The organism is Cellulomonas sp. SLBN-39 (assembly GCF_006715865.1).
GTDB lineage: Bacteria > Actinomycetota > Actinomycetes > Actinomycetales > Cellulomonadaceae > Cellulomonas.
Window position 1 is genome coordinate 2746154 of record NZ_VFOA01000001.1, and the last position, 20975, is coordinate 2767128.

The 20975-nt window shown below is 76.5% G+C and carries 18 protein-coding genes; 13 read left to right on the forward strand and 5 right to left on the reverse strand.

The genetic code is table 11. The features are described from left to right. The first annotated feature begins 107 nt into the window (after nucleotides 1-107). The 5 genes from sucC (at nucleotide 108) to FBY24_RS12715 (ending at nucleotide 7416) form a co-directional block, all read left to right on the forward strand. Nucleotides 108-1289 carry an ADP-forming succinate--CoA ligase subunit beta gene (gene sucC / locus FBY24_RS12695; protein ID WP_142161050.1) on the forward strand — a complete coding sequence of 394 codons (1182 nt, stop codon included), beginning with the start codon at nucleotides 108-110 and terminating at the stop codon, nucleotides 1287-1289. 34 nt (nucleotides 1290-1323) lie between these two features. Next, nucleotides 1324-2226, forward strand: coding sequence for a succinate--CoA ligase subunit alpha (sucD, locus tag FBY24_RS12700; RefSeq protein WP_140457228.1), 903 nt, complete (start codon nucleotides 1324-1326; stop codon nucleotides 2224-2226). A 153-nt stretch (nucleotides 2227-2379) separates the two neighbouring features. Then, on the forward strand, nucleotides 2380-4110 hold the full coding sequence (locus FBY24_RS12705) for an ABC transporter ATP-binding protein (RefSeq protein ID WP_142161052.1): 1731 nt from the start codon (nucleotides 2380-2382) through the stop codon (nucleotides 4108-4110). Then, complete coding sequence (gene cydC, locus FBY24_RS12710) at nucleotides 4107-5978, forward strand: thiol reductant ABC exporter subunit CydC (RefSeq protein ID WP_142161054.1); 1872 nt, start codon at nucleotides 4107-4109, stop codon at nucleotides 5976-5978. Before FBY24_RS12705 ends, cydC begins: the two co-directional genes overlap by 4 nt. Before the next feature lie 76 nt (nucleotides 5979-6054). Next, on the forward strand, nucleotides 6055-7416 hold the full coding sequence (locus FBY24_RS12715) for a DUF6350 family protein (protein WP_222117246.1): 1362 nt from the start codon (nucleotides 6055-6057) through the stop codon (nucleotides 7414-7416). Here FBY24_RS12715 and FBY24_RS12720 read toward each other — a convergent pair. Next, nucleotides 7379-7942, reverse strand: coding sequence for a hypothetical protein (locus FBY24_RS12720; protein WP_142161056.1), 564 nt, complete (start codon nucleotides 7940-7942; stop codon nucleotides 7379-7381). The genes FBY24_RS12715 and FBY24_RS12720 overlap by 38 nt on opposite strands. A gap of 65 nt (nucleotides 7943-8007) precedes the next feature. Between FBY24_RS12720 and purN the strand changes: the two genes are divergently transcribed. Then, entirely contained in the window at nucleotides 8008-8667 is a 660-nt protein-coding gene (purN, locus tag FBY24_RS12725; RefSeq protein WP_142161058.1) for a phosphoribosylglycinamide formyltransferase, read from the forward strand. Between the two features lie 76 nt (nucleotides 8668-8743). Here purN and FBY24_RS12730 read toward each other — a convergent pair whose 3' ends face one another. Next, entirely contained in the window at nucleotides 8744-9715 is a 972-nt protein-coding gene (locus tag FBY24_RS12730; protein WP_142161060.1) for an NAD-dependent epimerase/dehydratase family protein, read from the reverse strand. A 129-nt stretch (nucleotides 9716-9844) separates the two neighbouring features. On the opposite strand from FBY24_RS12730, the gene FBY24_RS12735 reads away from it, so the two are divergent. Further along, nucleotides 9845-10657, forward strand: coding sequence for a TetR/AcrR family transcriptional regulator (locus FBY24_RS12735; protein ID WP_222117247.1), 813 nt, complete (start codon nucleotides 9845-9847; stop codon nucleotides 10655-10657). Between the two features lie 31 nt (nucleotides 10658-10688). Here the strand turns inward: FBY24_RS12735 and FBY24_RS12740 are convergent, their stop codons facing one another. Then, a complete protein-coding gene (locus FBY24_RS12740) occupies nucleotides 10689-11651 on the reverse strand; it encodes a hypothetical protein (RefSeq protein WP_160158503.1) in 963 nt (320 codons plus the stop codon). A gap of 283 nt (nucleotides 11652-11934) precedes the next feature. Between FBY24_RS12740 and purH the strand changes: the two genes are divergently transcribed. Beyond that, complete coding sequence (gene purH, locus FBY24_RS12745; protein ID WP_142161064.1) at nucleotides 11935-13545, forward strand: bifunctional phosphoribosylaminoimidazolecarboxamide formyltransferase/IMP cyclohydrolase; 1611 nt, start codon at nucleotides 11935-11937, stop codon at nucleotides 13543-13545. Nucleotides 13546-13603: 58 nt separating this feature from the next. Here the strand turns inward: purH and FBY24_RS12750 are convergent, their stop codons facing one another. Then, nucleotides 13604-14827: an NAD(P)/FAD-dependent oxidoreductase gene (locus FBY24_RS12750; RefSeq protein ID WP_142161066.1), complete on the reverse strand. Its 1224-nt coding sequence runs from the start codon at nucleotides 14825-14827 to the stop codon at nucleotides 13604-13606. Nucleotides 14828-14943: 116 nt separating this feature from the next. On the opposite strand from FBY24_RS12750, the gene FBY24_RS12755 reads away from it, so the two are divergent. Further along, a complete protein-coding gene (locus FBY24_RS12755; protein WP_142161068.1) occupies nucleotides 14944-15360 on the forward strand; it encodes a DUF3017 domain-containing protein in 417 nt (138 codons plus the stop codon). 65 nt (nucleotides 15361-15425) lie between these two features. On the opposite strand, the gene FBY24_RS12760 is transcribed toward FBY24_RS12755, so the two are convergent. Next, nucleotides 15426-16499 (reverse strand): aquaporin, encoded by a 1074-nt coding sequence (locus FBY24_RS12760; protein WP_142161070.1) that lies wholly within the window; start codon nucleotides 16497-16499, stop codon nucleotides 15426-15428. Nucleotides 16500-16743: 244 nt separating this feature from the next. On the opposite strand from FBY24_RS12760, the gene FBY24_RS12765 reads away from it, so the two are divergent. The 4 genes from FBY24_RS12765 to FBY24_RS12780 all read left to right on the forward strand — a co-directional run bounded on the left by FBY24_RS12765 (nucleotide 16744) and on the right by FBY24_RS12780 (nucleotide 20841). Then, nucleotides 16744-17961, forward strand: coding sequence for an NADP-dependent isocitrate dehydrogenase (locus FBY24_RS12765; protein ID WP_142161072.1), 1218 nt, complete (start codon nucleotides 16744-16746; stop codon nucleotides 17959-17961). 186 nt (nucleotides 17962-18147) lie between these two features. Beyond that, complete coding sequence (locus FBY24_RS12770; protein ID WP_142161074.1) at nucleotides 18148-19452, forward strand: methyl-accepting chemotaxis protein; 1305 nt, start codon at nucleotides 18148-18150, stop codon at nucleotides 19450-19452. Between the two features lie 89 nt (nucleotides 19453-19541). After that, nucleotides 19542-20537 carry a malate dehydrogenase gene (locus FBY24_RS12775; protein WP_142161076.1) on the forward strand — a complete coding sequence of 332 codons (996 nt, stop codon included), beginning with the start codon at nucleotides 19542-19544 and terminating at the stop codon, nucleotides 20535-20537. 31 nt (nucleotides 20538-20568) lie between these two features. Next, nucleotides 20569-20841 carry a DUF167 domain-containing protein gene (locus FBY24_RS12780; protein WP_142161078.1) on the forward strand — a complete coding sequence of 91 codons (273 nt, stop codon included), beginning with the start codon at nucleotides 20569-20571 and terminating at the stop codon, nucleotides 20839-20841. Nucleotides 20842-20975 lie beyond the last annotated feature (134 nt).

Genomic DNA, 20975 nt, shown 5'->3' on the forward strand with positions numbered 1-20975 from the left:
TTCTGTCGATGTCAAGGAACCTCGGTCCCGGGGATACGATCGTGCGCGGCGACGCGGCCGCACCGGGCCGTCGGCAGCATGCGGTCGAGGAGAGGAAACCGGACCAGGTGGACCTGTTCGAGTACCAGGCACGTGACCTGTTCGAGAAGCACGGCGTACCCGTGCTGGGCGGCATCGTCGCCACGACCCCCGACGAGGCCCGTGCCGCGGCGCAGCAGCTGCTGCCGGCCGAGGGCGGCGTCGTGGTCGTCAAGGCGCAGGTGAAGACCGGCGGGCGCGGCAAGGCGGGTGGCGTGAAGATCGCCCGGTCCGCCGACGAGGCGGCCGAGAAGGCCGGCGAGATCCTCGGCATGGACATCAAGGGCCACACGGTCCACCGCGTGATGATCGCCGCGGGGGCCCGGATCGCCCAGGAGTTCTACTTCTCCCTCCTGCTCGACCGCGCCGAGCGTCGCTACCTGGCGATGTGCTCGGTCGAGGGCGGCATGGAGATCGAGCAGCTCGCCGTCGAGCGCCCCGAGGCCCTCGCGCGCGTCGCGGTCGACCCGCGGACTGGCATCGACGCGGCGAAGGCCGACGAGATCGTCGCGGCCGCCGGGTTCCCGGCCGAGCTGGCCCCGAAGGTCGCCGCCGTGCTGCAGAAGCTGTGGGACGTCTACCGCGAGGAGGACGCGACGCTCGTCGAGGTCAACCCGCTCGTGCTGACCGAGGAGGGCGACGTCGTCGCGCTCGACGGCAAGGTCACGCTCGACGCGAACGCGGGCTTCCGGCACGCCGACCACGCGGCCCTCGAGGACGCGCAGGCCGCGGACCCGCTGGAGGCCCGCGCCAAGGAGAAGGACCTCAACTACGTCAAGCTCGACGGCGAGGTCGGCATCATCGGCAACGGCGCCGGGCTCGTCATGAGCACGCTCGACGTGGTCGCGTACGCCGGGGAGGCGCACGGCGGGGTGCGCCCGGCCAACTTCCTCGACATCGGCGGCGGCGCGTCCGCCGAGGTCATGGCGGCCGGGCTCGACATCATCCTCACGGACCCGCAGGTCAAGTCCGTGCTGGTCAACGTCTTCGGCGGCATCACCGCCTGCGACGCGGTGGCCAACGGCATCGTCGCGGCCCTGGAGATCCTCGGCGACGAGGCCTCCAAGCCGCTCGTCGTGCGGCTGGACGGCAACAACGTGCTCGAGGGCCGGCGCATCCTCGCCGAGGCCGCGCACCCGCTGGTGACGCTGGCCGACACGATGGACGGCGGCGCCGACACGGCGGCCGCCCTCGCGCACGCGGCCCGCTGACCGACCCGACGACACGAGAGAAGCAGAGACCACCATGGCGATCTTCCTCACCGAGGAGTCCAAGGTCATCGTCCAGGGCATGACCGGGGCGGAGGGCCAGAAGCACACCACCCGGATGCTCGCGTCCGGCACGAACGTCGTCGGCGGCGTGAACCCGCGCAAGGCGGGGACGTCCGTGACGTTCCCCGCAGGCTCGGGGGCGCCCGAGGAGACGGTGGACGTGCCCGTGTTCGGCTCGGTCGCCGAGGCGATGGAGAAGACGGGTGCCGACGTGTCGGTCGTCTTCGTGCCGCCCGCGTTCACCAAGGCCGCGGTCGTCGAGGCCGTCGACGCCGGCATGCCGCTCGTCGTGATCATCACCGAGGGTGTCCCGGTGGCCGACACGGCGGAGTTCTTCAGCTACGCGCAGGCCCAGGGTGTGCGCCTGATCGGCCCGAACTGCCCCGGCCTGATCAGCCCCGGCAAGTCGAACGTCGGCATCATCCCCGCTGACATCACGGGCCCCGGCCGGGTCGGCCTGGTGTCGAAGTCGGGCACGCTGACCTACCAGATGATGTACGAGCTGCGGGACTTCGGGTTCTCGACGGCCATCGGCATCGGCGGCGACCCGATCATCGGCACGACGCACATCGACGCGCTCGCCGCGTTCGAGGCGGACCCGGAGACCGAGGTCATCGTGATGATCGGCGAGATCGGCGGCGACGCCGAGGAGCGTGCGGCGGCGTACATCCGCGAGCACGTCACCAAGCCGGTCGTCGGGTACGTGGCCGGCTTCACGGCGCCCGAGGGCAAGACGATGGGGCACGCGGGGGCGATCGTGTCGGGCTCGTCGGGCACCGCGCAGGCCAAGAAGGAGGCCCTCGAGGCCGCCGGCGTGAAGGTCGGCAAGACGCCGTCCGAGACCGCGGCCCTCGCGCGGGAGCTCCTCACCGCCTGACCTCGTCCGGGCGGCGTGCCGCCCCTGCTCGACCCCGCGGACCCGGCTGCCCCCAGCGGCCGGGTCCGCGGTCGTCCGGGAGGTGGTCGGGCCCCGGACGTGCGACCTTGGTCCTGCCCCCTCCCGCGCCGGCACTTAGGTAAGGTTTACCTCATGAACTCGGTCGCTCGTGACCGCGCCACGCTCGCCGGAACCGTGCTCGTCTCGTGGCTCGGGTCGCTCGGGCTCGCGTGCGCCTTCCTCGTCGTCGGACGCGTCGCCGACGACGTCCTCGCCGGCCGGACCACCGGTGCCGGGACCTGGGCGCTCGGCGCCGCCGGTGCCCTCGTCGCCGGGCTCGCCTCCGCCTGGACCGTCGTGCGCAGCAGCGACCACGCCGCGCGCACGGAGGGCGCCGTCCGGCACGCCGTCGTCGCCCAGGTGCTCGACCTCGGCACGGCCCAGGGTGCCCGGGAGCGCACCGGGCGCGTGGTGTCCACCGCCACCGACGCCGCCGAGCGGGTGGGCACCTACCGCGGCACCTTCCTGGCCCCGACGTTCGCCTCGGTCACCGTGCCGGTCGTGGTGCTCGTCCTCGTGGCGGTCGTCCTGGACCCGCTCTCGGCCGCGCTGCTGGCGCTCGCCGTGCCGTTCGTGCCGCTCGCCGTCGGCGGCTTCCAGCGGCTGTTCCGCGGCTCGTCCACCGAGTACCGGATGACGGCGCGCCGCACCGCCGGGGCGTTCCTCGACGCGATCCAGGGCCTGACGACGCTGCGCCTGCTCGGCGCGGGCGAGCGTCGCGCGCGCCGGCTCGCCGCGACGTCCGAGGAGCTGCGCCGCTCCGTGATGAAGCTCCTCGCGGGCAACCAGGTCGTCATCCTCGTCGCCGACTCGGTGTTCTGGCTCGGGTTCGTCGCGCTCGCGGCGTGGCTCGCGACCACTCGGGTCGCCGTCGGGGTCCTGACGCCCGGCGAGGGGGTCGCGCTCGTCCTGCTCGGCACGCTGCTGCTCGACCCGCTCGACCGGATCGGGCAGTTCTTCTACCTCGGGCTCAGCGGCCGCGCGGCCCAGCGGGAGGTCGACGCGTTCGTCGCGCAGGAGGCGCTCGTGCGCGACCCGGCCCCCGCCGACGGCGGCCCCACCCCGGAGCGCACGCCGGACGGGATCGCCGTCGAGCTCGCCCAGGTCGGCCTCACCTACCCCGACGGCACGGCGGTGCTGCACGGCGTCGACCTGCGCATCGAGCCGGGGGAGCACGTCGTCCTGCTCGGCCGCTCCGGTGCCGGCAAGTCGACCCTCGTCGACCTGCTCGGCGGCGTCCTGCTGCCGAGCGCCGGGACGGTCCGGCTCGGCGGAGCCGCGACCGACGCGATGCCGCTGCACCGCACGCGGGGCCTCGTGGCGGTCGTCGCGCAGCAGACCTACCTGTTCACCGGGACCCTCGCGGACAACCTGCGCCTGGCCGACCCGGACGCCACCGACGAGCGGCTGTGGGACGCGCTCGAGACCGCTGCGCTCGCCGCCGACGTCCGGGCGATGCCGCTCGGGCTGGCGACCCCGGTGGGGGAGCGCGGGCTGTCGCTGTCCGGTGGGCAGGCCCAGCGCCTGGCGATCGCCCGCGCCGTGCTGCGCGACGCCCCGCTCCTGGTGCTCGACGAGCCCACCGCCCAGATCGACCTGGCTTCCGAGCGGCTCGTGGTCGAGGCGCTCGGCCGGGTGACCCGCGGCCGGACCGTGCTGACGATCACGCACCGGTCCACCGCCGTGCCGCCGGGCGCGCGCCTCGTGGTGCTCGAGGACGGGCGCCTGAGGCCCGCAGGGACCGACGTCCACGTCCAGGCCGACCGGGACGACCCGCCGGGCGACCCGGCCGCACCCACCACCCGTGAGGAGGTGACCGCGTGAGCGCGGCACCCGCCACCACCTCCGCCGGCCGCGCCGCGTCGTCCCGGCCCGCGTCGTCCTGGCCCGCCCCGGCCGGGACGAGCCGCGCCGACGACGCCCGCCGCCTGCTGCGGCTGGCCCGTCCCGTCCTGCCACCGCTGGCCGCGTCCCTCGTGTGCCGGCTCCTCGCCCAGCTCGCGTCGGTCGCGATCCTCGCGGTCGCCGTGCACGGCGTCGTGCTGGCGGTCGACGCCGCTGCCGGCGGGCCGCCCGTCCCGGTCGGTCGCACGGTCGCGACCCTGGTCGCGCTCGCCCTGGTCAAGGGTGTGCTGCGCTACCTGGAGCAGCTCAGCGGGCACACGGTGGCGTTCGCGGCGCTCGCGATCCTGCGGGTGCACTTCTTCACGAGGCTCGAACCGCAGGCACCGGCGGCCGTCGAGGGCCGCCGCACGGGTGACCTGCTCTCGCGCGTCACCCGGGACATCGACCGTGTCGAGGTGTTCTTCGCGCACACGCTGGTGCCGGCCGTGGCTGCGGTGCTCACGCCCGCCGTGGTGCTCGTCGCCCTCGCCGTGGGCGTGCACCCGCTCGTCGCCGCGCCGGCGCTCGTCGCCTGGCTGGTGGCCGGGGTCGTCGTCCCGCGCTGGGGCCGGGGGCGCACCGCCGAGGCGGCAGCCCGCCTCCGTGCCGGCAAGGGCGGGCTCGCGCAGCACGTGACGGACACCGTCCAGGGCGTCCGCGAGGTCCTCGCGTTCGACGCGGGCGGGCGCCGGCTGGCCGGGCTCGACGCCGTCGGTGCCGACGTCGACGCCGCGCAGCGCACGACCGCGCGGCAGGTCGCCGCCCGCCGCGCCGTCGCGGGCGTGCTCGTGCCGGGCGTGCTGCTGGCGGTCCTCGCCGTCGGGGCGCCCCTCGTCGCGGCCGGGACCATCACCTGGGGAGCCCTCGTCGTCTCGGTCGCCGTCGTGCTCGCCACGACCCCGGCGGTGCTCGCCGTGGAGGAGGTGGTCGCCGACCTCGACCAGGCCTTCGCGTCCGCGCGCCGCGTGTTCGAGATCACCGACGCCCCGCCCGCGACCTCCGACCCGGCGGAGCCCGTCTCGCTGCCGGCCGCTGCCGGGGGGCGTGCGGTGCGGTTCGCCGGCCTGACGTTCACGTACCCGCCGCGGGCGGACGACGGTGCCGCACCGGGCGGGGCGGCGCCTGCGGTCGTCGACGTCGACCTCGACGTCCCGGCCGGGTCGACCGTCGCGCTCGTCGGCGCGTCCGGTGCCGGCAAGTCCACGCTCGCCCACCTGCTGCTGCGCTACCACGACCCCGACGCCGGTGCGGTGCTCCTCGACGGCGTCGACGTGCGGGACCTCACGCTCGACGACCTGCGCCGTCAGGTCGCGCTCGTGCCGCAGCGCCCGCACCTGTTCGCCGGCACGCTGCGCAGCAACCTGCTGCTGGCCCGCCCCGACGCGGACGACGCCGCCCTCGACGCGGCCTGCGCGGTCGCACAGCTCACCGACGTCGTGGCCGGGCTGCCCCGCGGCTACGACACCCCGATCGGGGAGCGCGGGGCGCGGCTGTCGGGCGGGCAGCGCCAGCGGGTCGCCGTGGCGCAGGCCGTGCTCCGCGACGCCCCCGTGGTGGTGCTCGACGAGGCGACCAGCCAGCTCGACGCCGCCACGCAGGCGTCCCTGCAGGCCGCGTTCGACGCCCTCGGCGAGGGGCGCACCGTGCTGCAGGTCGCGCACCGGCTCGAGACCGTGCGCGCCGCGGACCTCGTCGTCGTCCTCGACGGCGGCCGCGTCGTCGAGCAGGGCACCCACGAGGAGCTGCTCGCCCGCGACGGCGCCTACGCCCGCCTCGTGGGACGCTCGCTCGAGCCCGCCGCCGGCTGACCGCGGCGCACCCCGGGCCGCACCGGACCCGACGCGCCGCCCGACCTGGCCACGCGCGCCCCCGCGAGCAGGGAGCATGGGGGGCGTGCCTCCCTCGACAGGTCCCGTGCCCCGCACCGCGACCCGGCGCGTGCTGTCCGACGAGCGCCGCCCCGCGTTCTTCGACTCCGCGGTCGACGGCGCACCCCGCTGGGCGACGGGTGCGCTCACCGCGCTGCAGGCCGTGACGCTCTCCCTGGCCGCTCTCGCGGTGCCCGCGGTCGCGGCGTTCGTCGCGACGTCGGCAGACCCGTCCAACGCGGACGTGGGCTGGACCCGGGCCGTGGTGGTCGCCGCCGGGCTCTGGCTGCTCGGCCACGGGGTCCCGCTGGACGTCGGCGGCGCGACGATCACCCTGGTCCCGCTGGGGGTGACCGCCCTCGCGCTGTGGACGGCCTGGTCGTCGTCGCGCCGCTCGGGGGTGCCGTCCCGCTCCGGGACGGCGGGGGCGGTCGGCACGTACGCGCTGCTCACGGTCCTCGTGGGGCTCGTCGCCGGCGCCGGCGGCGCGGATCTGCTCCGTGCGCTCGTCGGCGGCCTCGTCGTCGGAGGGGTCGGGCTCGGTGCCGGTCTGCTGCGGCGCCCGGGCGCGCCGACGCCCGCCGCGCTGCTCGCCCCCGTGCGCGCCCGCGTCGGCACGGACGTCCTCGCCGGCGCGCGCGCGGGGGTGCTCGCGGCCGCCGGGCTGGTCGCCGCAGGCGCCGCCCTGACCGCCGTGTGGGTCGTCGCGGGCCGGGCGACCGTCGGCGACGTCGTCGACGGCCTCGGGCTCGACGCCGTCGGCGGCGCGGTCCTCGCGGTCGCCGAGCTGGCGGTCCTGCCGAACCTCGTCCTGTGGTGCGTCGCGTGGCTCGCGGGCCCCGGGTTCGCCGTGGGTGCCGGCACCGTGTTCTCCCCGGCGGAGGTCGTCGCCGGCCCGCTGCCGGCGGTCCCGCTCCTGGGGGCGCTGCCGTCGCCGCACGTCTCCGGGGGGCTCCTGCTCGTGGCCCCCGCGCTGCTGCCCGCGGTCGGGGCGCTCGCCGGGCTGGCGATGCGCCGGGCCGCCGCGCCCGCGCGGCCCCGCGGGGTCTGGCTGCGGCTGCTGGCGCTCGGCGGGACGTCCGGGCTGCTCGTCGGCGCCCTCGTCGGCGCGGCGTCGGGCTCGGCAGGCCCGGGGCGCATGGCCGAGGTCGGCGCCACCGCATGGCTCGTGGGCCTGCTCGCCGGGGCCGGGTGCACGCTCGGCGCGCTCGTCGTCGCCGTGCCTACCGACCCGTTCGTGCGTGCCGGCGTGCGGGCGCGGCTGCGTCCCGGTGCCGGGGCGCGCGAGGCGGGCCCCGGCGCTGCGACCACGGGCCCTGCGCCCGCCGGTGCTTCGCCCGTCAGCCCTGCGGGACCGACGGCAGCAGGGAGCGTGTGAGCTCCTCGAGGTCGCGGCGCAGGTCCGCGTCGCACGTGCGCTGCGCCTGCTGCGTGAGCGCCCGCTCCTGGCACTGCGCGTGCTCGCGCAGTGCCGGCGTGAACAGCAGCGACTGCGCGGCGACGGCCGTCCACCCCAACGACGCGACCACGAGCACCGTCGCCATCACCACCACCGACGCCCGCGCGCGCGAGCGCCCCGCGTGGACGACGGCCACGATCGCGCACGCCAGCGCGAGCACGGCGAACGGGGTGGCGCCCAGCGCCCACGGGTACGGGGACGACAGCGTCAGCACGGAGACGAGCAGAGCTGCCGCGGCACCCGTCGCCCACCGGTGGGCGCGGACGACGCCCTCGGCGTCGGGCTCGCGCGGCGCCGGGCCGGGCGGCCCGTCCGCGGGGGGCGGGGGACCGGCCGGCGCACCGGCGGGTGCCTGGCGGGGATCGACGTCCTGCGGTGCGCCGTCGACCGGCGCGTGCTGCTGCTGCGCCGCCGGCTGCTCCGGCGGCGCGTACGGGTTGCCCATCTGCCCAGTCTCGCAGGCCCGGGCGGTGCGACGGGCGTCCGGGCGCGGCGGCTAGGGTCGGTCGCGTGCGCCACGACCGACCCACGCCGCCCCCGCCGACCCCCGCGACGAGCACGGCCCGCCGCCTCGTGGTGCTCGTCTCGGGCACCGGCTCGAACCTCGCGGCCCTCCTCGCCGCCCACGAGGACCCTGCCTACGGCGCGCGCGTCGTGGGCGTGGTCAGCGACCGGGCGGGCGTCGCCGCCTTGGACAGGGCGCGCGCGGCCGGCCTGCCGACGGCGGTGGTCGCGCTCGCGGACTTCCCGGACCGGGCCGCCTGGGACCGTGCGCTGGCCGAGGCGGTCGCCGTGTTCTCGCCGGACCTCGTGGTGATGGCCGGGTTCATGAAGCTCGTCGGCGAGGCGTTCCTGGACCGCTTCGGCGGCCGGGCGATCAACACGCACCCGGCGCTGCTGCCCGCGTTCCCGGGGGCGCACGGGGTCCGGGACGCCCTGGCGTACGGGGTCAAGGTGACGGGGTGCACGGTCATCGTCGTCGATGGCGGCGTGGACTCCGGCCCCATCGTCGCGCAGACACCGGTGGTCGTGGAGCCCGACGACGACGAGCACGCCCTGCACGAGCGGATCAAGGCGGTGGAGCGGACGCTGCTGGTCGAGACGGTGGGGGCGGTCGCGCGCGGCGGCCTGCGCGTGGACGGACGGCACGTGCGGGTCGGCGGCGCCTGAGGCGCGGCGGTGCCCGCCGCGCCCGCCGCCGCCCGGCCACGCCCGCCGCGCGGCGGATGGCGGGCGGGCCGCGGCGTCAGGCGGCGGCCTGCTCGTCCTGCCGGTAGGCGGCCAGGGTCTGCGTCACGACGTCGTCCCACGGCGTGGACGACGTGCCGAGCACGGAGCGGCTCGCGGCGTCGTCCGCGACGAACGGCGCGGTGAACTGGTACCCGACCGCGTGCACCTCGCGCATCATCGGCTGCGCGACGCCGAGGGCACGCACGAGCGCGAGCGGGACGGGGGAGATCCGCGGTGCGGGTGCCCCGGCGGCGGCGGCGAAGCGCTCGGCGACCTGCCGGTACGTCTGCGGCTCGGGCGACGGCACGTGCCAGGGGCGGCCCCAGGCGGCGGGGAGCGCGGCAGCGGCGGCGAGCGCGGCCGCGAAGTCGGGCAGGTACGTCCACGTGTGCGGCTGGTCGGCGGACCCGATCGGGCGCAGCACCCTGCCGGCGAGCAGCGGGGCGAGCATGCGCGGGCCGACGTGGGCGTGGGCCTCGGCGCCGGGGCCGAGGTAGTCGGACCCGCGCACCTCGACGGCGCGCAGCGCTCCGGCGTCGTGGCGGGCCAGCGCGTCGGCCCACATGCGCGCCCGCACCTGCCCCTTGGTCTCGCGCGTGGCCAGCGGGTCGTCCTCGTGCATGTGCTCGTTGCCCGCGCCGTAGGAGTAGAGGTTGCCGGCGACGACGAGCACGGCGCCGGTGCGCTCGGCGGCGGCGAGGAGGGCGTCGGCGACCGGGGGCCAGTCGCTGACCCACCGGTGGTAGGCCGGGTTGACGCAGTTGTACAGGGCGGCGGCGCCGTGGGCGTGCCGCGCGAGCGCGTCGGCGTCGGTCCCGTCGACCCGGTGCTGGGTGACGCTGCCCCCGCCGGCGACGACGGACCGGCCGGGCGCGCCGGGGCGGGGACCGGAGCGGGACAGGACGTGCACCTCGTGCCCCGCGGCGGCGAGGTGCTGGGCGAGCGTGCGGCCGATGGGGCCCTTGCCGAGGACGACGTGACGAGCCATGAGGATCTCCCGGACGATCGAGTGTGAGCACTGCTCTCTGATGTGAGCAATGCTCTGCCCGGATGCGACGCGCTGTCAAGAGCAGTGCTCTCGTTTGCGATCGCCGCTCTCGCCGGCGAGGATGTCGGCATGCCCAGAACGCAGGCCGCCCCCGCGGCCCCGGAGCCCTCGGTGCGGGTCTCGGCACGGGACCGAGCGCGGGCCGAGGTCATGCGCGACCTGCTCGCCGCCGCCCGCGCCCGGCTCGCCACCGAGGGGGCCGCCGAGCTCTCGCTGCGCGCCGTCGCGCGCGACCTCGGCCTCGCCTCCTCCGCCGTGTACCGGTACGTCCCCTCGCGCGACGCGCTGCTCACCCTGCTCGTCGTCGAGTCCTACGACGCCGTGGGCGCCGTCTGCGAAGGGGCGGCGAGCACCTCCGACGCCGCCGGCCACGCACCGGCCCGAGCCTGGCTCGAGGTGGCCCGCGCCGTGCGCCGCTGGGCGCTGGCCGACCCCCGCGGCTTCGAGCTGATCTACGGCACGCCGGTGCGCGGCTACGCGGCCCCGGCGGACACCGTCGTGCCCGCCACCCGCGTGTGGGCCGTCGTCAGCGGCCTGCTCGCCGCCGCACGCGCCGACGGCTCGCTGCGCCCGGCCGGGCCGACGTTCGCGACCGACGGGCTCGTCACCGACGACGTGTACGCGTTCGCCGCGGCCCACGGCGCCGACGTCGCCGCGCTGTCCGGCACCGACGACGACGCGCAGGACCGTCGGCGTGACGTCGTACGGTCGATCACGCTCTTCAGCAGCCTCCTCGGAGCCCTGACCGCCGAGCTCTTCGGCCACCTGCGCGGCGTCGGGCAGGACCCCGACCGGGTCTTCGACGTCACGGTCGCGACCGCCGCGGCCGGCGTCGGGCTGCACGTCGACCTCGCGGACGCGTGGGACGCGCCCGCGCGCTGACGTCCGCCGCGCCGGACGGCCGGCGGGTCGTTCAGCGCCAGAGGATCGCGCGCTCGCCGACGTCGGTGAACAGGCAGCCGACCGCGTGGCCCGCGTCGTTCACCGCCATGAGCGTCACCTCGCCCGCCGCCGGGTCGACGTACCGCACCGGGCCGCCGGAGTCCTGCGCGAAGGCCTGCTGACCCTGCCCGGGCGGGGCCACCCAGCCGATCGCCCGGCCGCGGTCGCTGAGGTCCGCGACGACGCCCAGCGCACCGCCCTGCGGCCCGACCTCCGCCACCGCGCCGGTCGCCGACCACCGCACCGGCCGCACGTCGCCCGACCCGGCCGACAGGTAGCTGTAGCCGGCCGCCCGCCCCCGGTCGTCCACCGCCGTGGCCAGGCTCGAGCCCGACCCGTCGCCGAGGCCCGCGAGCTGCACGAGCCGGCCGTCGGTCTCCCAGCGCACGGCGTGCTGGGTGTCGCCCACCCACGCGGCTCCCACGACCTGGCCGCGGTCGTTCACGTCGCTCGCGTCGGTCCGGCCCCCGAGGCCCTCCAGCTCCGTCATCACCCCGTTCCGCCACCGGAACGCGGCGGGCTCCCCGCCCCACGCCGCCGACGTGCCGACCAGCTCGCCGCGCTCGCTCAGCCCCGTGACGTAGACGAGCGTGTGATCCGGTGCCAGGGCCCCGACCATCCACAGCCGGCTGCCGTCCCAGAACGCGGCCTGGCCGTCGACCGTCCCGGCCACCTGGCCGCGGTCGTTGATCAGCCGCGCGGTCGTCAGCCCGCCGGGCAGGGGCAGGACCCGCCCGCCGTGCACGAGGTGCGTCGTGGTCAGGACCGTCCCGCGGTCGTTGACGTCCCACGCGCACTCCTCGACGCCGAGGTCGACGACGACGCCGGCCTGCTGGGGCGTGACCGTCGTGCCGCCGCCGGGCGGCCCGGCCAGCGGGGCGGCGCCCGTCACGGCGAGCGTGGTCACGAGCAGAGCGGTGGCGATCGCAGACATGGTTCCCCCCAGGTCGAGGCAGCCCGGCCCTGGGCGGCCGTCCACGATCGTGCACCCGGGACGAACCGTGCACAACGCGCACGGCCGGACTTCACCTGCACGGCCGCACCGGGGCGTCCGGGCGCCGCGCGCGGGGACCGGCGGGCGGGTCCCGGTAGACTCCGACCCGGTCGTGACTGGCGCAGGTGGAGGCAACCACCGGGGAGCGGCCGCAGCCGGTCCACCGTGCACCGCCCGCCTGGGTGCGCGGGTCCCCCGACCGACGCTTCCCCCGGGAGATGCCATGTCCGACGCGCCCACGCCCACCGCCGACGCCACCCGCCGCCCCGTGCGCCGCGCGCTGCTGTCCGTCTACGACAAGACCGGGCTCGTCGAGCTCGCGACCGCCCTGCACGCGGCCGGCGTCGAGCTCGTCTCCACCGGGTCGACCGCTGCGACCGTCGCCGCGGCCGGCGTGCCGGTCACGCGCGTGGAGGACCTCACCGGGTTCCCCGAGTGCCTCGACGGGCGGGTCAAGACCCTGCACCCGCGCGTGCACGCCGGGATCCTCGCCGACACCCGTCGCCCCGAGCACCTTGCCCAGCTCGACGAGCTCGGCGTCGCCCCGTTCGAGCTCGTCGTGGTCAACCTCTACCCCTTCACGCAGACCGTCGCGTCGGGCGCCGACGTCGACGCGTGCGTCGAGCAGATCGACATCGGCGGGCCGTCGATGGTGCGGGCCGCCGCCAAGAACCACCCGAGCGTGGCCGTCGTGGTCGACCCGGACCGGTACGAGCAGGTCGTCGCGGCCGTCGCGGCCGGCGGCTTCACGCTCGCCGAGCGCACGCGGCTGGCCGCGCAGGCGTTCGTGCACACCGCGACCTACGACGTGGCCGTCGCCTCGTGGATGGGCTCCGTGGCCACGACTACCGACGAGGTCGACGGCGTCAGCACCGGCTTCCCCGCCTGGGTGGGCGCCACCTGGGAGCGGGCCGACGTGCTGCGCTACGGCGAGAACCCGCACCAGCGCGCGGCGCTCTACACCTCCGCGCACGGCCCCGCGGGGCTCGCGCAGGCCACGCAGCTGCACGGCAAGGCCATGAGCTACAACAACTACGTCGACGCGGACGCGGCCTGGCGCGCGGCGCACGACCAGGACGGTCCGACGGTCGCAGTCGTCAAGCACGCCAACCCGTGCGGCATCGCCGTGGGCGCCGACGTCGCCGACGCGCACGCCAAGGCCCACGCGTGCGACCCCGTCTCCGCGTTCGGCGGCGTCATCGCCGCGAACCGCGTGGTCACCCGCGCCGCTGCCGAGCAGATCGCCGCCGTCTTCACCGAGGTCGTCGTCGCCCCCGGGTTCGACGACGACGCGCTGGCGGTGCTGCAGCAGAAGAAGAACGTGCGCCTGCTCGTCGTGGACGCCCCGCCCGCGGGCGCGGTCGAGATGCGGCCCGTCTCCGGCGGTCTGCTGCTGCAGGTCGTGGACCGCGTCGACGCACCCGGCGACGACCCGACGACGTGGACGCTCGCGGCCGGCGACGCGGCCGACGACGCGACGCTCGCCGACCTGGCGTTCGCCTGGCGGGCCGTGCGCGCGGTCAAGTCCAACGCCATCCTGCTCGCCCACGACGGTGCGTCGGTCGGGGTGGGCATGGGCCAGGTCAACCGTGTCGACTCGTGCCGCCTGGCCGTCGAGCGGGCGAACGCCGGAGGCGCGGAGCGCGCCCGGGGCGCCGTCGCCGCGTCCGACGCGTTCTTCCCGTTCGCCGACGGGCTGCAGGTGCTCCTCGACGCCGGGGTCCGGGCGGTCGTGCAGCCCGGCGGGTCCGTCCGGGACGAGGAGGTCGTCGCCGCGGCGCAGGCCGCCGGCGTCACGCTCTACCTGACCGGCACGCGCCACTTCGCGCACTGACGCCGACCCCGGTGCCGTCCCGCGGGGCGGCACCGGGGCGGCAGCTCCGGCGGGGGTGTCAGCGGCGGCGCAGCGCGGCCAGGCTCGTCGCGTCCCCGGGGTCGATCCGGGGCAGCGCGGCCGGGGCCAGCAGCCGCCGTGCGGCTCCGACGTCGCGGGGCCGGTCGGCGGCCAGCGCCGCGGTGGTCGTCCCGTCCGGCCGCGACCAGAGCACCGAGAAGCCGGCGTCGTCCGGGGCGCGCAGCACCGTCGGGACGTCGCCCGGCGACGGGAGGCCGAGCAGGGCGAGGTCGTGGCCGAGCTGGGTGGAGAACGCGTAGGGCACGAGGTCGTCGCCCGTCGCCGGGTCCGCCGGCACGCCGAGCAGGTGCCGGACGAGCACGTCGGGCCCGCGCAGCGCCGCGTCCCAGTGCCCGCCGGGCACCCACCCGTACCGGGCCGAGCGGCGCACCGCGACGTCCCCGACCGCGTGCAGGCCCGGCACCGGACCGTCCGGGCCGAGCACCCGGTACGCCTCGTCGACGCGCAGCCGGCCCTCGTCCCGCGGCAGCGCGTCGCCCAGCCACGCGGTCGCCGGACGGGCGCCCACGGCCACGAGGACCACGTCGGCGGCCAGCGTGCGCCCGTCCGCGAGCGTCACGGCGTCGGGGCGGACGGCCGCGACGCGGACGCCCGTGAGCAGGCGGACGCCCGCGGCCGCGTACCACGGGCGGGTCAGGGCGCCCACCTCGACGCCGAGCGGTCCGGCCAGGGGGGCGTCGGCGGCCTCGACGACGGTGACGTCGTGCCCCGCCGCGGCCGCGACGCCCGCGACCTCGGCACCGATCCAGCCCGCCCCCACGAGGACGAGCCGCCGCGTCCCGGCCCCGAGGAGGTCGCGCAGCCCCGCCGCGTCCTGCGCGGTGTGCAGGGTGCGCGCGTCCCACCCGGCGGGCCGGGCAGCGGCCGAGCCGGTGGCCAGGACGACGCAGGCCGCGGTGTGCTCCGCGACGTCGGTGACGACGGTCGTGCCGACCGGTGCGGGCCGCAGGGTGCGCGCGGGCTCGGCGAGCCGCACGTCGTCGGCCAGCGCGCCCAGGTCGGCGTCGATCTCGTCTGCCAGCCAGGCCGGACCGGTGCGGTCGAGCAGGTGCTTGGACAGCGGCGGGCGGTCGTACGGGGCGAGGCCCTCCGCGCCGAGGACCCGCACGTGGCCGTCGTACCCGTGCTCGCGCAGGGCGGCGACGGTGCGGGTGGCGGCGAGCCCGGCGCCGACGACGAGGACGTCCGGCGGGGTGGTCACGCACGTCACGGTATCCCGCGGGACCGGGCGTGCGGGCCCGGCCCCCGGGGCGGCCCGCGGCGGTAGTCTCTGCGGCGGACCACGCCCCTCCCGGCAGACAGAAGGCACACGCGCGCATGACGACGCAGCGGGACCCCCGGCCGCCGCACCCCGCCCCGGACGCCGAGCCGGCAGCGGACGCCGTCCCGGCCCCGGAGGACGTCCCCGAGGAGGAGGCGCCGCTCGACCCGCGGGCGATCGCCCGGGCGTCGTTGCAGGCGGGGCGCAACGCGTCGCTGTGGTGGTCGAGCGCCGGCGTCGCCGTCTCGGCCGCGCTGTCGGTCCTGTGGAGCCCGCGCCTCGGGCCGGTCGCCCTCGCGCTCGTGCTCCTCGCCGGTGCGGTGCTGCGGGCCGTGTCCCCGCCGCCCGGCCCCGTCGCGTTCAGCCCTCGGGCGCGCTGGATCGACCTGGTCACGCTCACGGGGTTCGCGGTGGTGCTGCTCGGGCTGACCTGGATCGTGCCCGCCTGGGGCCCGTACCCGACCTTCCCCTGACACGGGCAGGGCCCGGGTGCCGTGCACCCGGGCCCTGCCTGCGCCGGTGGTCCCGGCGGCAGCCGTCAGCGTGCGACGGCGTCCTCGAGGTCGTCGTCCTCGTCGAGCTCGTCGATCTCCAGCGGCTCGCTCGCGAACGCCCGGTACACCAGGGCGGCGACGGCGGCACCGACCAGCGGCGCGACCCAGAAGAGCCACAGCTGCTCCAGGGCCCAGCCCTCGGAGAAGATCGCGACGGCCGTCGAGCGCGCGGGGTTCAGGCCGGCGTTCGTGACGGGCAGCGCCACGAGCAGGAGCACGGCGTAGGTGAGGCCGATGGCGTACGGGGCGTGCCCGCGGGGCGTGCGGCGGTCGGTCGCGGCGAGCACGACGCCGACGAGCACGGCCGTGAGCACCACCTCGACGAGCAGCGCCGGCACCAGGCCGAACTCGGCGGACCCGGTCGACAGCCGCGACAGCGGGGAGTTCTCGGCGAAGCCGTTGGCCGTGGCGCCGACGAACGACCGCACGGAGGCCTCACCGGTCTGGCTGAGCAGCGCGGGCAGCGCGGCCGGCACCGTGAGGAACAGGACGGCCGCGGCGAGCGCGCCGCCCGCGACCTGGGCGAGCCAGTAGGGCAGCAGGTCGCGGGCCCGGGTGCGGCCGGCGAGCACGGCGCCGAGGGTCACCGCGGGGTTCACGTGCCCGCCCGAGACGTGCCCGAGGGTGGCGACCGCGGCGAGGGTCGCGACGCCGAAGCCGAGCGCGACCGTCAGGGTCGTCTGGGTGCCGCTGAAGCCCGAGTAGAGCCAGATCCCCACGCCGGCGAGCACCACGAGGAACGTGCCGAACGCCTCGGCGCCCAGACGGGCGAGCAGGCCGGGCCCGTCCGTCGTGGTGGTCGTGACGACGACCTCCTCGACGACGGCGACCTCCTCGACCACGACGGCCGGGGCGGGCGCCTGCGGGGCGGCGGGCGCTGCGTCGGGGGCGGGCGTCGCGTCGGCGGCGGGTGCCGCGCCGGTCGCCGGGGCCGCGTCGGCCGTGGCCCCGGGTGCCGTGACCTCGGGCGTCGCGTCCGCGGAGGGCGTGGTCTCAGGCGTCGTGGGTGCGGCGTCGGTCGGCGTCGCGTCGGTGTTCTCGGGCTTCTGCTGGGACATGGGGGTCCTGTCAGGTCGGAAGGGTCGGTGCGACGGGCGTCCCGGGCGCTGGGGGAGGTCGCCGCGGACACGTCCGTGCGCGTGCGTGGGCCAGCATGCCAGGCCAGGCTGTGCAGGACAGCCCGTCGGCGCCGCGACCCCGCGTCGGGCGCACGACCACGCGGCACCGGCGGCCCCGGCCCCAGGTCTCTCGACGTCGAGTAACCTGGCCCGGACACCCACGGCACAGGAGGCAGGCTCCCGCATGGCGAAGATCAAGGTCGTCGGCCCCGTCGTCGAGCTCGACGGCGACGAGATGACGCGCATCATCTGGCAGTTCATCAAGGAACGCCTGATCCACCCGTACCTCGACATCGACCTGCGGTACTACGACCTGTCGATCCAGAACCGCGACGTGACGGACGACCAGGTCACGATCGACGCCGCCCACGCGATCAAGGAGCACGGCGTCGGCGTCAAGTGCGCCACGATCACGCCGGACGAGGCGCGCGTCGAGGAGTTCGGCCTGAAGAAGATGTGGGTCTCGCCGAACGGCACGATCCGCAACATCCTCGGCGGCGTCGTCTTCCGCGAGCCGATCATCATCAGCAACATCCCGCGCCTGGTGCCGGGGTGGAACAAGCCGATCATCATCGGGCGCCACGCGCACGGCGACCAGTACAAGTCGACGAACTTCAAGGTGCCCGGCGCCGGGAAGGTCACGATGACGTTCGAGCCGGCCGACGGCTCGGAGCCGCAGCGGTTCGAGGTCGTGACGATGCCCGAGGGCGGCGGCGTCGCGATGGGCATGTACAACTTCAACGAGTCGATCCGCGACTTCGCGCGCGCGTCGTTCGCGTACGGCCTGCAGCGCGGGTACCCGGTGTACCTCTCGACGAAGAACACGATCCTCAAGGCGTACGACGGTGCCTTCAAGGACATCTTCCAGGAGGTGTTCGACACCGAGTTCAAGGCGCAGTTCGACGCCGCGGGCCTCACGTACGAGCACCGCCTCATCGACGACATGGTGGCCTCCGCGATGAAGTGGGAGGGCGGCTACGTCTGGGCGTGCAAGAACTACGACGGCGACGTCCAGTCCGACACCGTGGCGCAGGGCTTCGGCTCGCTCGGCCTGATGACGTCGGTCCTCATGACCCCCGACGGCCAGACCGTCGAGGCGGAGGCCGCGCACGGCACCGTCACGCGCCACTACCGCCAGCACCAGCAGGGCCGCCCCACGTCGACGAACCCCATCGCGTCGATCTTCGCGTGGACCGGCGGCCTGAAGCACCGCGGGAAGCTCGACGGCACGCCCGAGGTGACGCAGTTCGCGCAGACCCTCGAGGACGTCGTCGTCCGGACGGTCGAGAGCGGCAAGATGACGAAGGACCTCGCGGTCCTCGTGGGCCCGGACCAGCCGTGGCTGACGACCGAGGAGTTCCTCGCCGCGCTGGACGAGAACCTGGCCGCCCGCCTGGGCTGACCACGACGCACCGACGCAGGGGCGCCACCGTCCGCGGTGGTGCCCCTGCGTCGTCGGACCGGCTTCACCCGCCCGGGCGGGTGAAGCCGGGTGGTGCGGTGCCGATGGGGGGTCGTGCACCCCACGACCCCTCCGACGACCGTGACCTCGCCCGTACCGGGCGCCCCGCGCCCGCGGTCCGCGGACGTGCCGGCCGGGCTCCGGCTGCCTCGCGGGGCCACGCTCACGCCCGCGTCGTTCGCCGCCCGGCACCGCGTCGTCCAGGGCGTCGTGTGGCTCAACCTCGTCGGCCTGCTGGTCCTGGGGGTGCTGTCGGACGAGCCGTTCCTTCACGTGCTCGCCGCCGCCGCACTGATCGCCGTCCTCGCCGTGCTGGGTCGTGCCCTGCCGCGGCCGGGCACGCGGGCGGCGCTGACGAGCGTCGCGCTCATGGGGTGCTCGTACCTCGCCATCCACGTCGCCGGCGGCCGTGTCGACGCCCACTTCCACCTGTTCGTCGCCCTGGTGTTCGTCGCGCTCTACCAGCAGTGGTCCGCGCTGCTGTGGGCGGTGGTGGCGGTGGTCGTCCACCACGGCGTCCTCGGTCTCCTCGCGCCGCACGCGGTGTTCGGGGAGATGGCCTCCCACCACGGTGCCGACCTGCCGGGTGCGGCGCTGGTCGGGCTCGTGGCCCTGCACGCGGCGTTCGTCGTGGTCGAGGTCGTCGGGATCCTCGTCCTGTGGCACTTCGCCGAGCAGACCGAGCGGGAGGTCAACGACGCCGTCCTCGCGGCAGGCGCCGCCCGCGAGGAGGCGGTCCTGGCCACGGCGCAGGCGCAGCAGGAGGCCGCCGTCGTGGAGGAGGAGCGCGCTCGACGGCTCGACACCCTGCTCGCCTCGCTCACCGCGCAGGCCGACGAGATCGCGCAGGTCGCGCGCACCGCGGCGGAGCAGGTGGTCACGGCCGAGCAGAGGGCCGACTCCCTCACCGCGGCGGCGCAGGACGTGGCCCGACGGGCGCAGGACGCCGCCGAGGCCGCGGACCGCGGGCGTCAGGTCTCCGGCCGCTCCCGCGAGCAGATGAGCGCGCTCGACGCCTCGGCGGGCCGCATCGCCGAGGTCATCGGCTCGGTCAGCGCCGTCGCCGCCCAGACCAACATGCTCGCCCTCAACGCGACCATCGAGGCCGCGCGCGCCGGCGAGGCCGGGCGCGGGTTCGCGGTGGTCAGCGGGGAGGTCAAGGAGCTGGCGGCCAGCACCGCGCACTCGGCGGGCACCATCGAGTCCGCCGTCCGTGCGGTGCAGCAGGGATCGGCCCAGGTGGCGGAGGCCTTCGACGAGACCACTTCGGCGGTCGACCGGATCGCCGCCATCCAGGACGAGATCGAGGCGGCCGCACGCTCGCAGGTCGCGGTCGTGGCGCAGGTGCGCGAGGACCTCGCGGCGGCGGCCGCCGGGGCGACGGAGATCGTCCACCACGTCGACCGGCTCGTCGCAGGGATGCGGGTCTGAGCAGCGCGGTCGTCCGGTCGGGGGGTAGGTTCGCGGTGTACGCGTGACCCGCGTCGCGGGTCGCCGGGCCGACCGAAGGAGACCGCCCCGTGTCCGTCACCCCTGCCGTCGTCACCGTCACCGGCGGAGCCGGTCAGATCGGCTACGCCCTCGCCTTCCGCATCGCCTCGGGGCAGCTGCTCGGCCCGGACCGCCCCGTGCGCCTGCGCCTCCTGGAGATCCCCGCGGCCGTCCCGGCTGCTGCGGGCGTGGCCATGGAGATCGACGACTGCGCGTTCCCGCTGCTGGACGGCGTCGACGTCACGTCGGACGCCACCGCGGCGTTCGACGGGGTCGACGTCGCGCTGCTCGTGGGCGCGCGGCCGCGCACGAAGGGCATGGAGCGCGGCGACCTGCTGAGCGCGAACGGCGGGATCTTCGGCCCGCAGGGTGCCGCGATCAACGCCGGTGCGTCGGACGACGTGCGCGTGCTCGTCGTCGGCAACCCCGCCAACACCAACGCGTACATCGCGTCGGCGCACGCCCCCGACGTGCCGAAGGACCGCTTCACGGCGATGACCCGCCTCGACCACAACCGGGCCGTGGCGCAGCTGCGGCAGCGCACCGGTGCCGCGGTCGACGACATCGCGCGCCTGGCGATCTGGGGCAACCACTCCGCCACCCAGTACCCGGACCTGACGCACGCGACGATCGGCGGCCGCCCGGCGCTCGACGTCGTCGACGACGAGGACTGGGTGCGCGGCACGTTCATCCCGACGGTCGCGAAGCGCGGCGCGGCGATCATCGAGGCGCGGGGGGCCTCGTCGGCCGCGTCGGCGGCGAACGCGGCCATCGACCACGTCCGCACCTGGGTGGACGGCACGCCGGCGGGGGACTGGACGTCCGCCGCCGTCGTCTCGGACGGCTCGTACGGCGTGCCCGAGGGCCTGGTGTCGTCGTTCCCCGTGACGGCGTCCGGCGGCGCGTACACGATCGTGCCGGACCTGGAGCTCGACGCGTTCTCGCGCGAGCGGGTCGACGCCTCCGTGGCGGAGCTGGTCGAGGAGCGCGAGGCCGTGCGCGCGCTCGGCCTGGTCGGGTCGTGACACGCGTGGCGCACCGCGGCGCGCGGCGCCTGTGAGGGTCGCCGTCCGGGTGCGCCCCGGGGCGTCGCGCACCCGGGTCGGGGGCCTGCACGGCGACCGGCTCGTCGTGGCGGTGCAGGCGCGGGCTGTCGACGGCGCCGCGACCGAGGCCGCGCTCGCGGCGGTCGCCGACGCCCTGGGCCTGCGCCGCCGCCACGTGAGCCTCGTCGCGGGGGCGACGAGCAGGGACAAGGTCGTGGAGGTCGACGCGGGGCTGGTCGACGCGGCGCTCGCGGCGCGGCTGGAGGCGCTGCGCGACGCCTGAGCGCGGGCGTCGGCCGGCCCGCTGCCCCCTGGGCGTACGCGGTGGGCCGTCGGTGCGTCGGCTGTGCGCGCGGTATCAGGGACTTTGTCGGAACTCCTTGCAGCAACTTGATGCAAGGGGTTACGTTCGCGGGA

Excerpts from the sequence above, each read along its gene's own strand:
- sucD (WP_140457228.1), top strand. The coding sequence starts at position 1,324 with ATGGCGATCTTCCTCACCGAGGAGTCCAAGGTCATCGTCCAGGGCATG.
- FBY24_RS12705 (WP_142161052.1), top strand. The coding sequence starts at position 2,380 with ATGAACTCGGTCGCTCGTGACCGCGCCACGCTCGCCGGAACCGTGCTC.
- FBY24_RS12715 (WP_222117246.1), top strand. The coding sequence starts at position 6,055 with ATGGGGGGCGTGCCTCCCTCGACAGGTCCCGTGCCCCGCACCGCGACC.
- FBY24_RS12720 (WP_142161056.1), bottom strand. The coding sequence starts at position 7,942 with ATGGGCAACCCGTACGCGCCGCCGGAGCAGCCGGCGGCGCAGCAGCAG.
- FBY24_RS12730 (WP_142161060.1), bottom strand. The coding sequence starts at position 9,715 with ATGGCTCGTCACGTCGTCCTCGGCAAGGGCCCCATCGGCCGCACGCTC.
- FBY24_RS12735 (WP_222117247.1), top strand. The coding sequence starts at position 9,845 with ATGCCCAGAACGCAGGCCGCCCCCGCGGCCCCGGAGCCCTCGGTGCGG.
- FBY24_RS12740 (WP_160158503.1), bottom strand. The coding sequence starts at position 11,651 with ATGTCTGCGATCGCCACCGCTCTGCTCGTGACCACGCTCGCCGTGACG.
- purH (WP_142161064.1), top strand. The coding sequence starts at position 11,935 with ATGTCCGACGCGCCCACGCCCACCGCCGACGCCACCCGCCGCCCCGTG.
- FBY24_RS12755 (WP_142161068.1), top strand. The coding sequence starts at position 14,944 with ATGACGACGCAGCGGGACCCCCGGCCGCCGCACCCCGCCCCGGACGCC.
- FBY24_RS12760 (WP_142161070.1), bottom strand. The coding sequence starts at position 16,499 with ATGTCCCAGCAGAAGCCCGAGAACACCGACGCGACGCCGACCGACGCC.
- FBY24_RS12765 (WP_142161072.1), top strand. The coding sequence starts at position 16,744 with ATGGCGAAGATCAAGGTCGTCGGCCCCGTCGTCGAGCTCGACGGCGAC.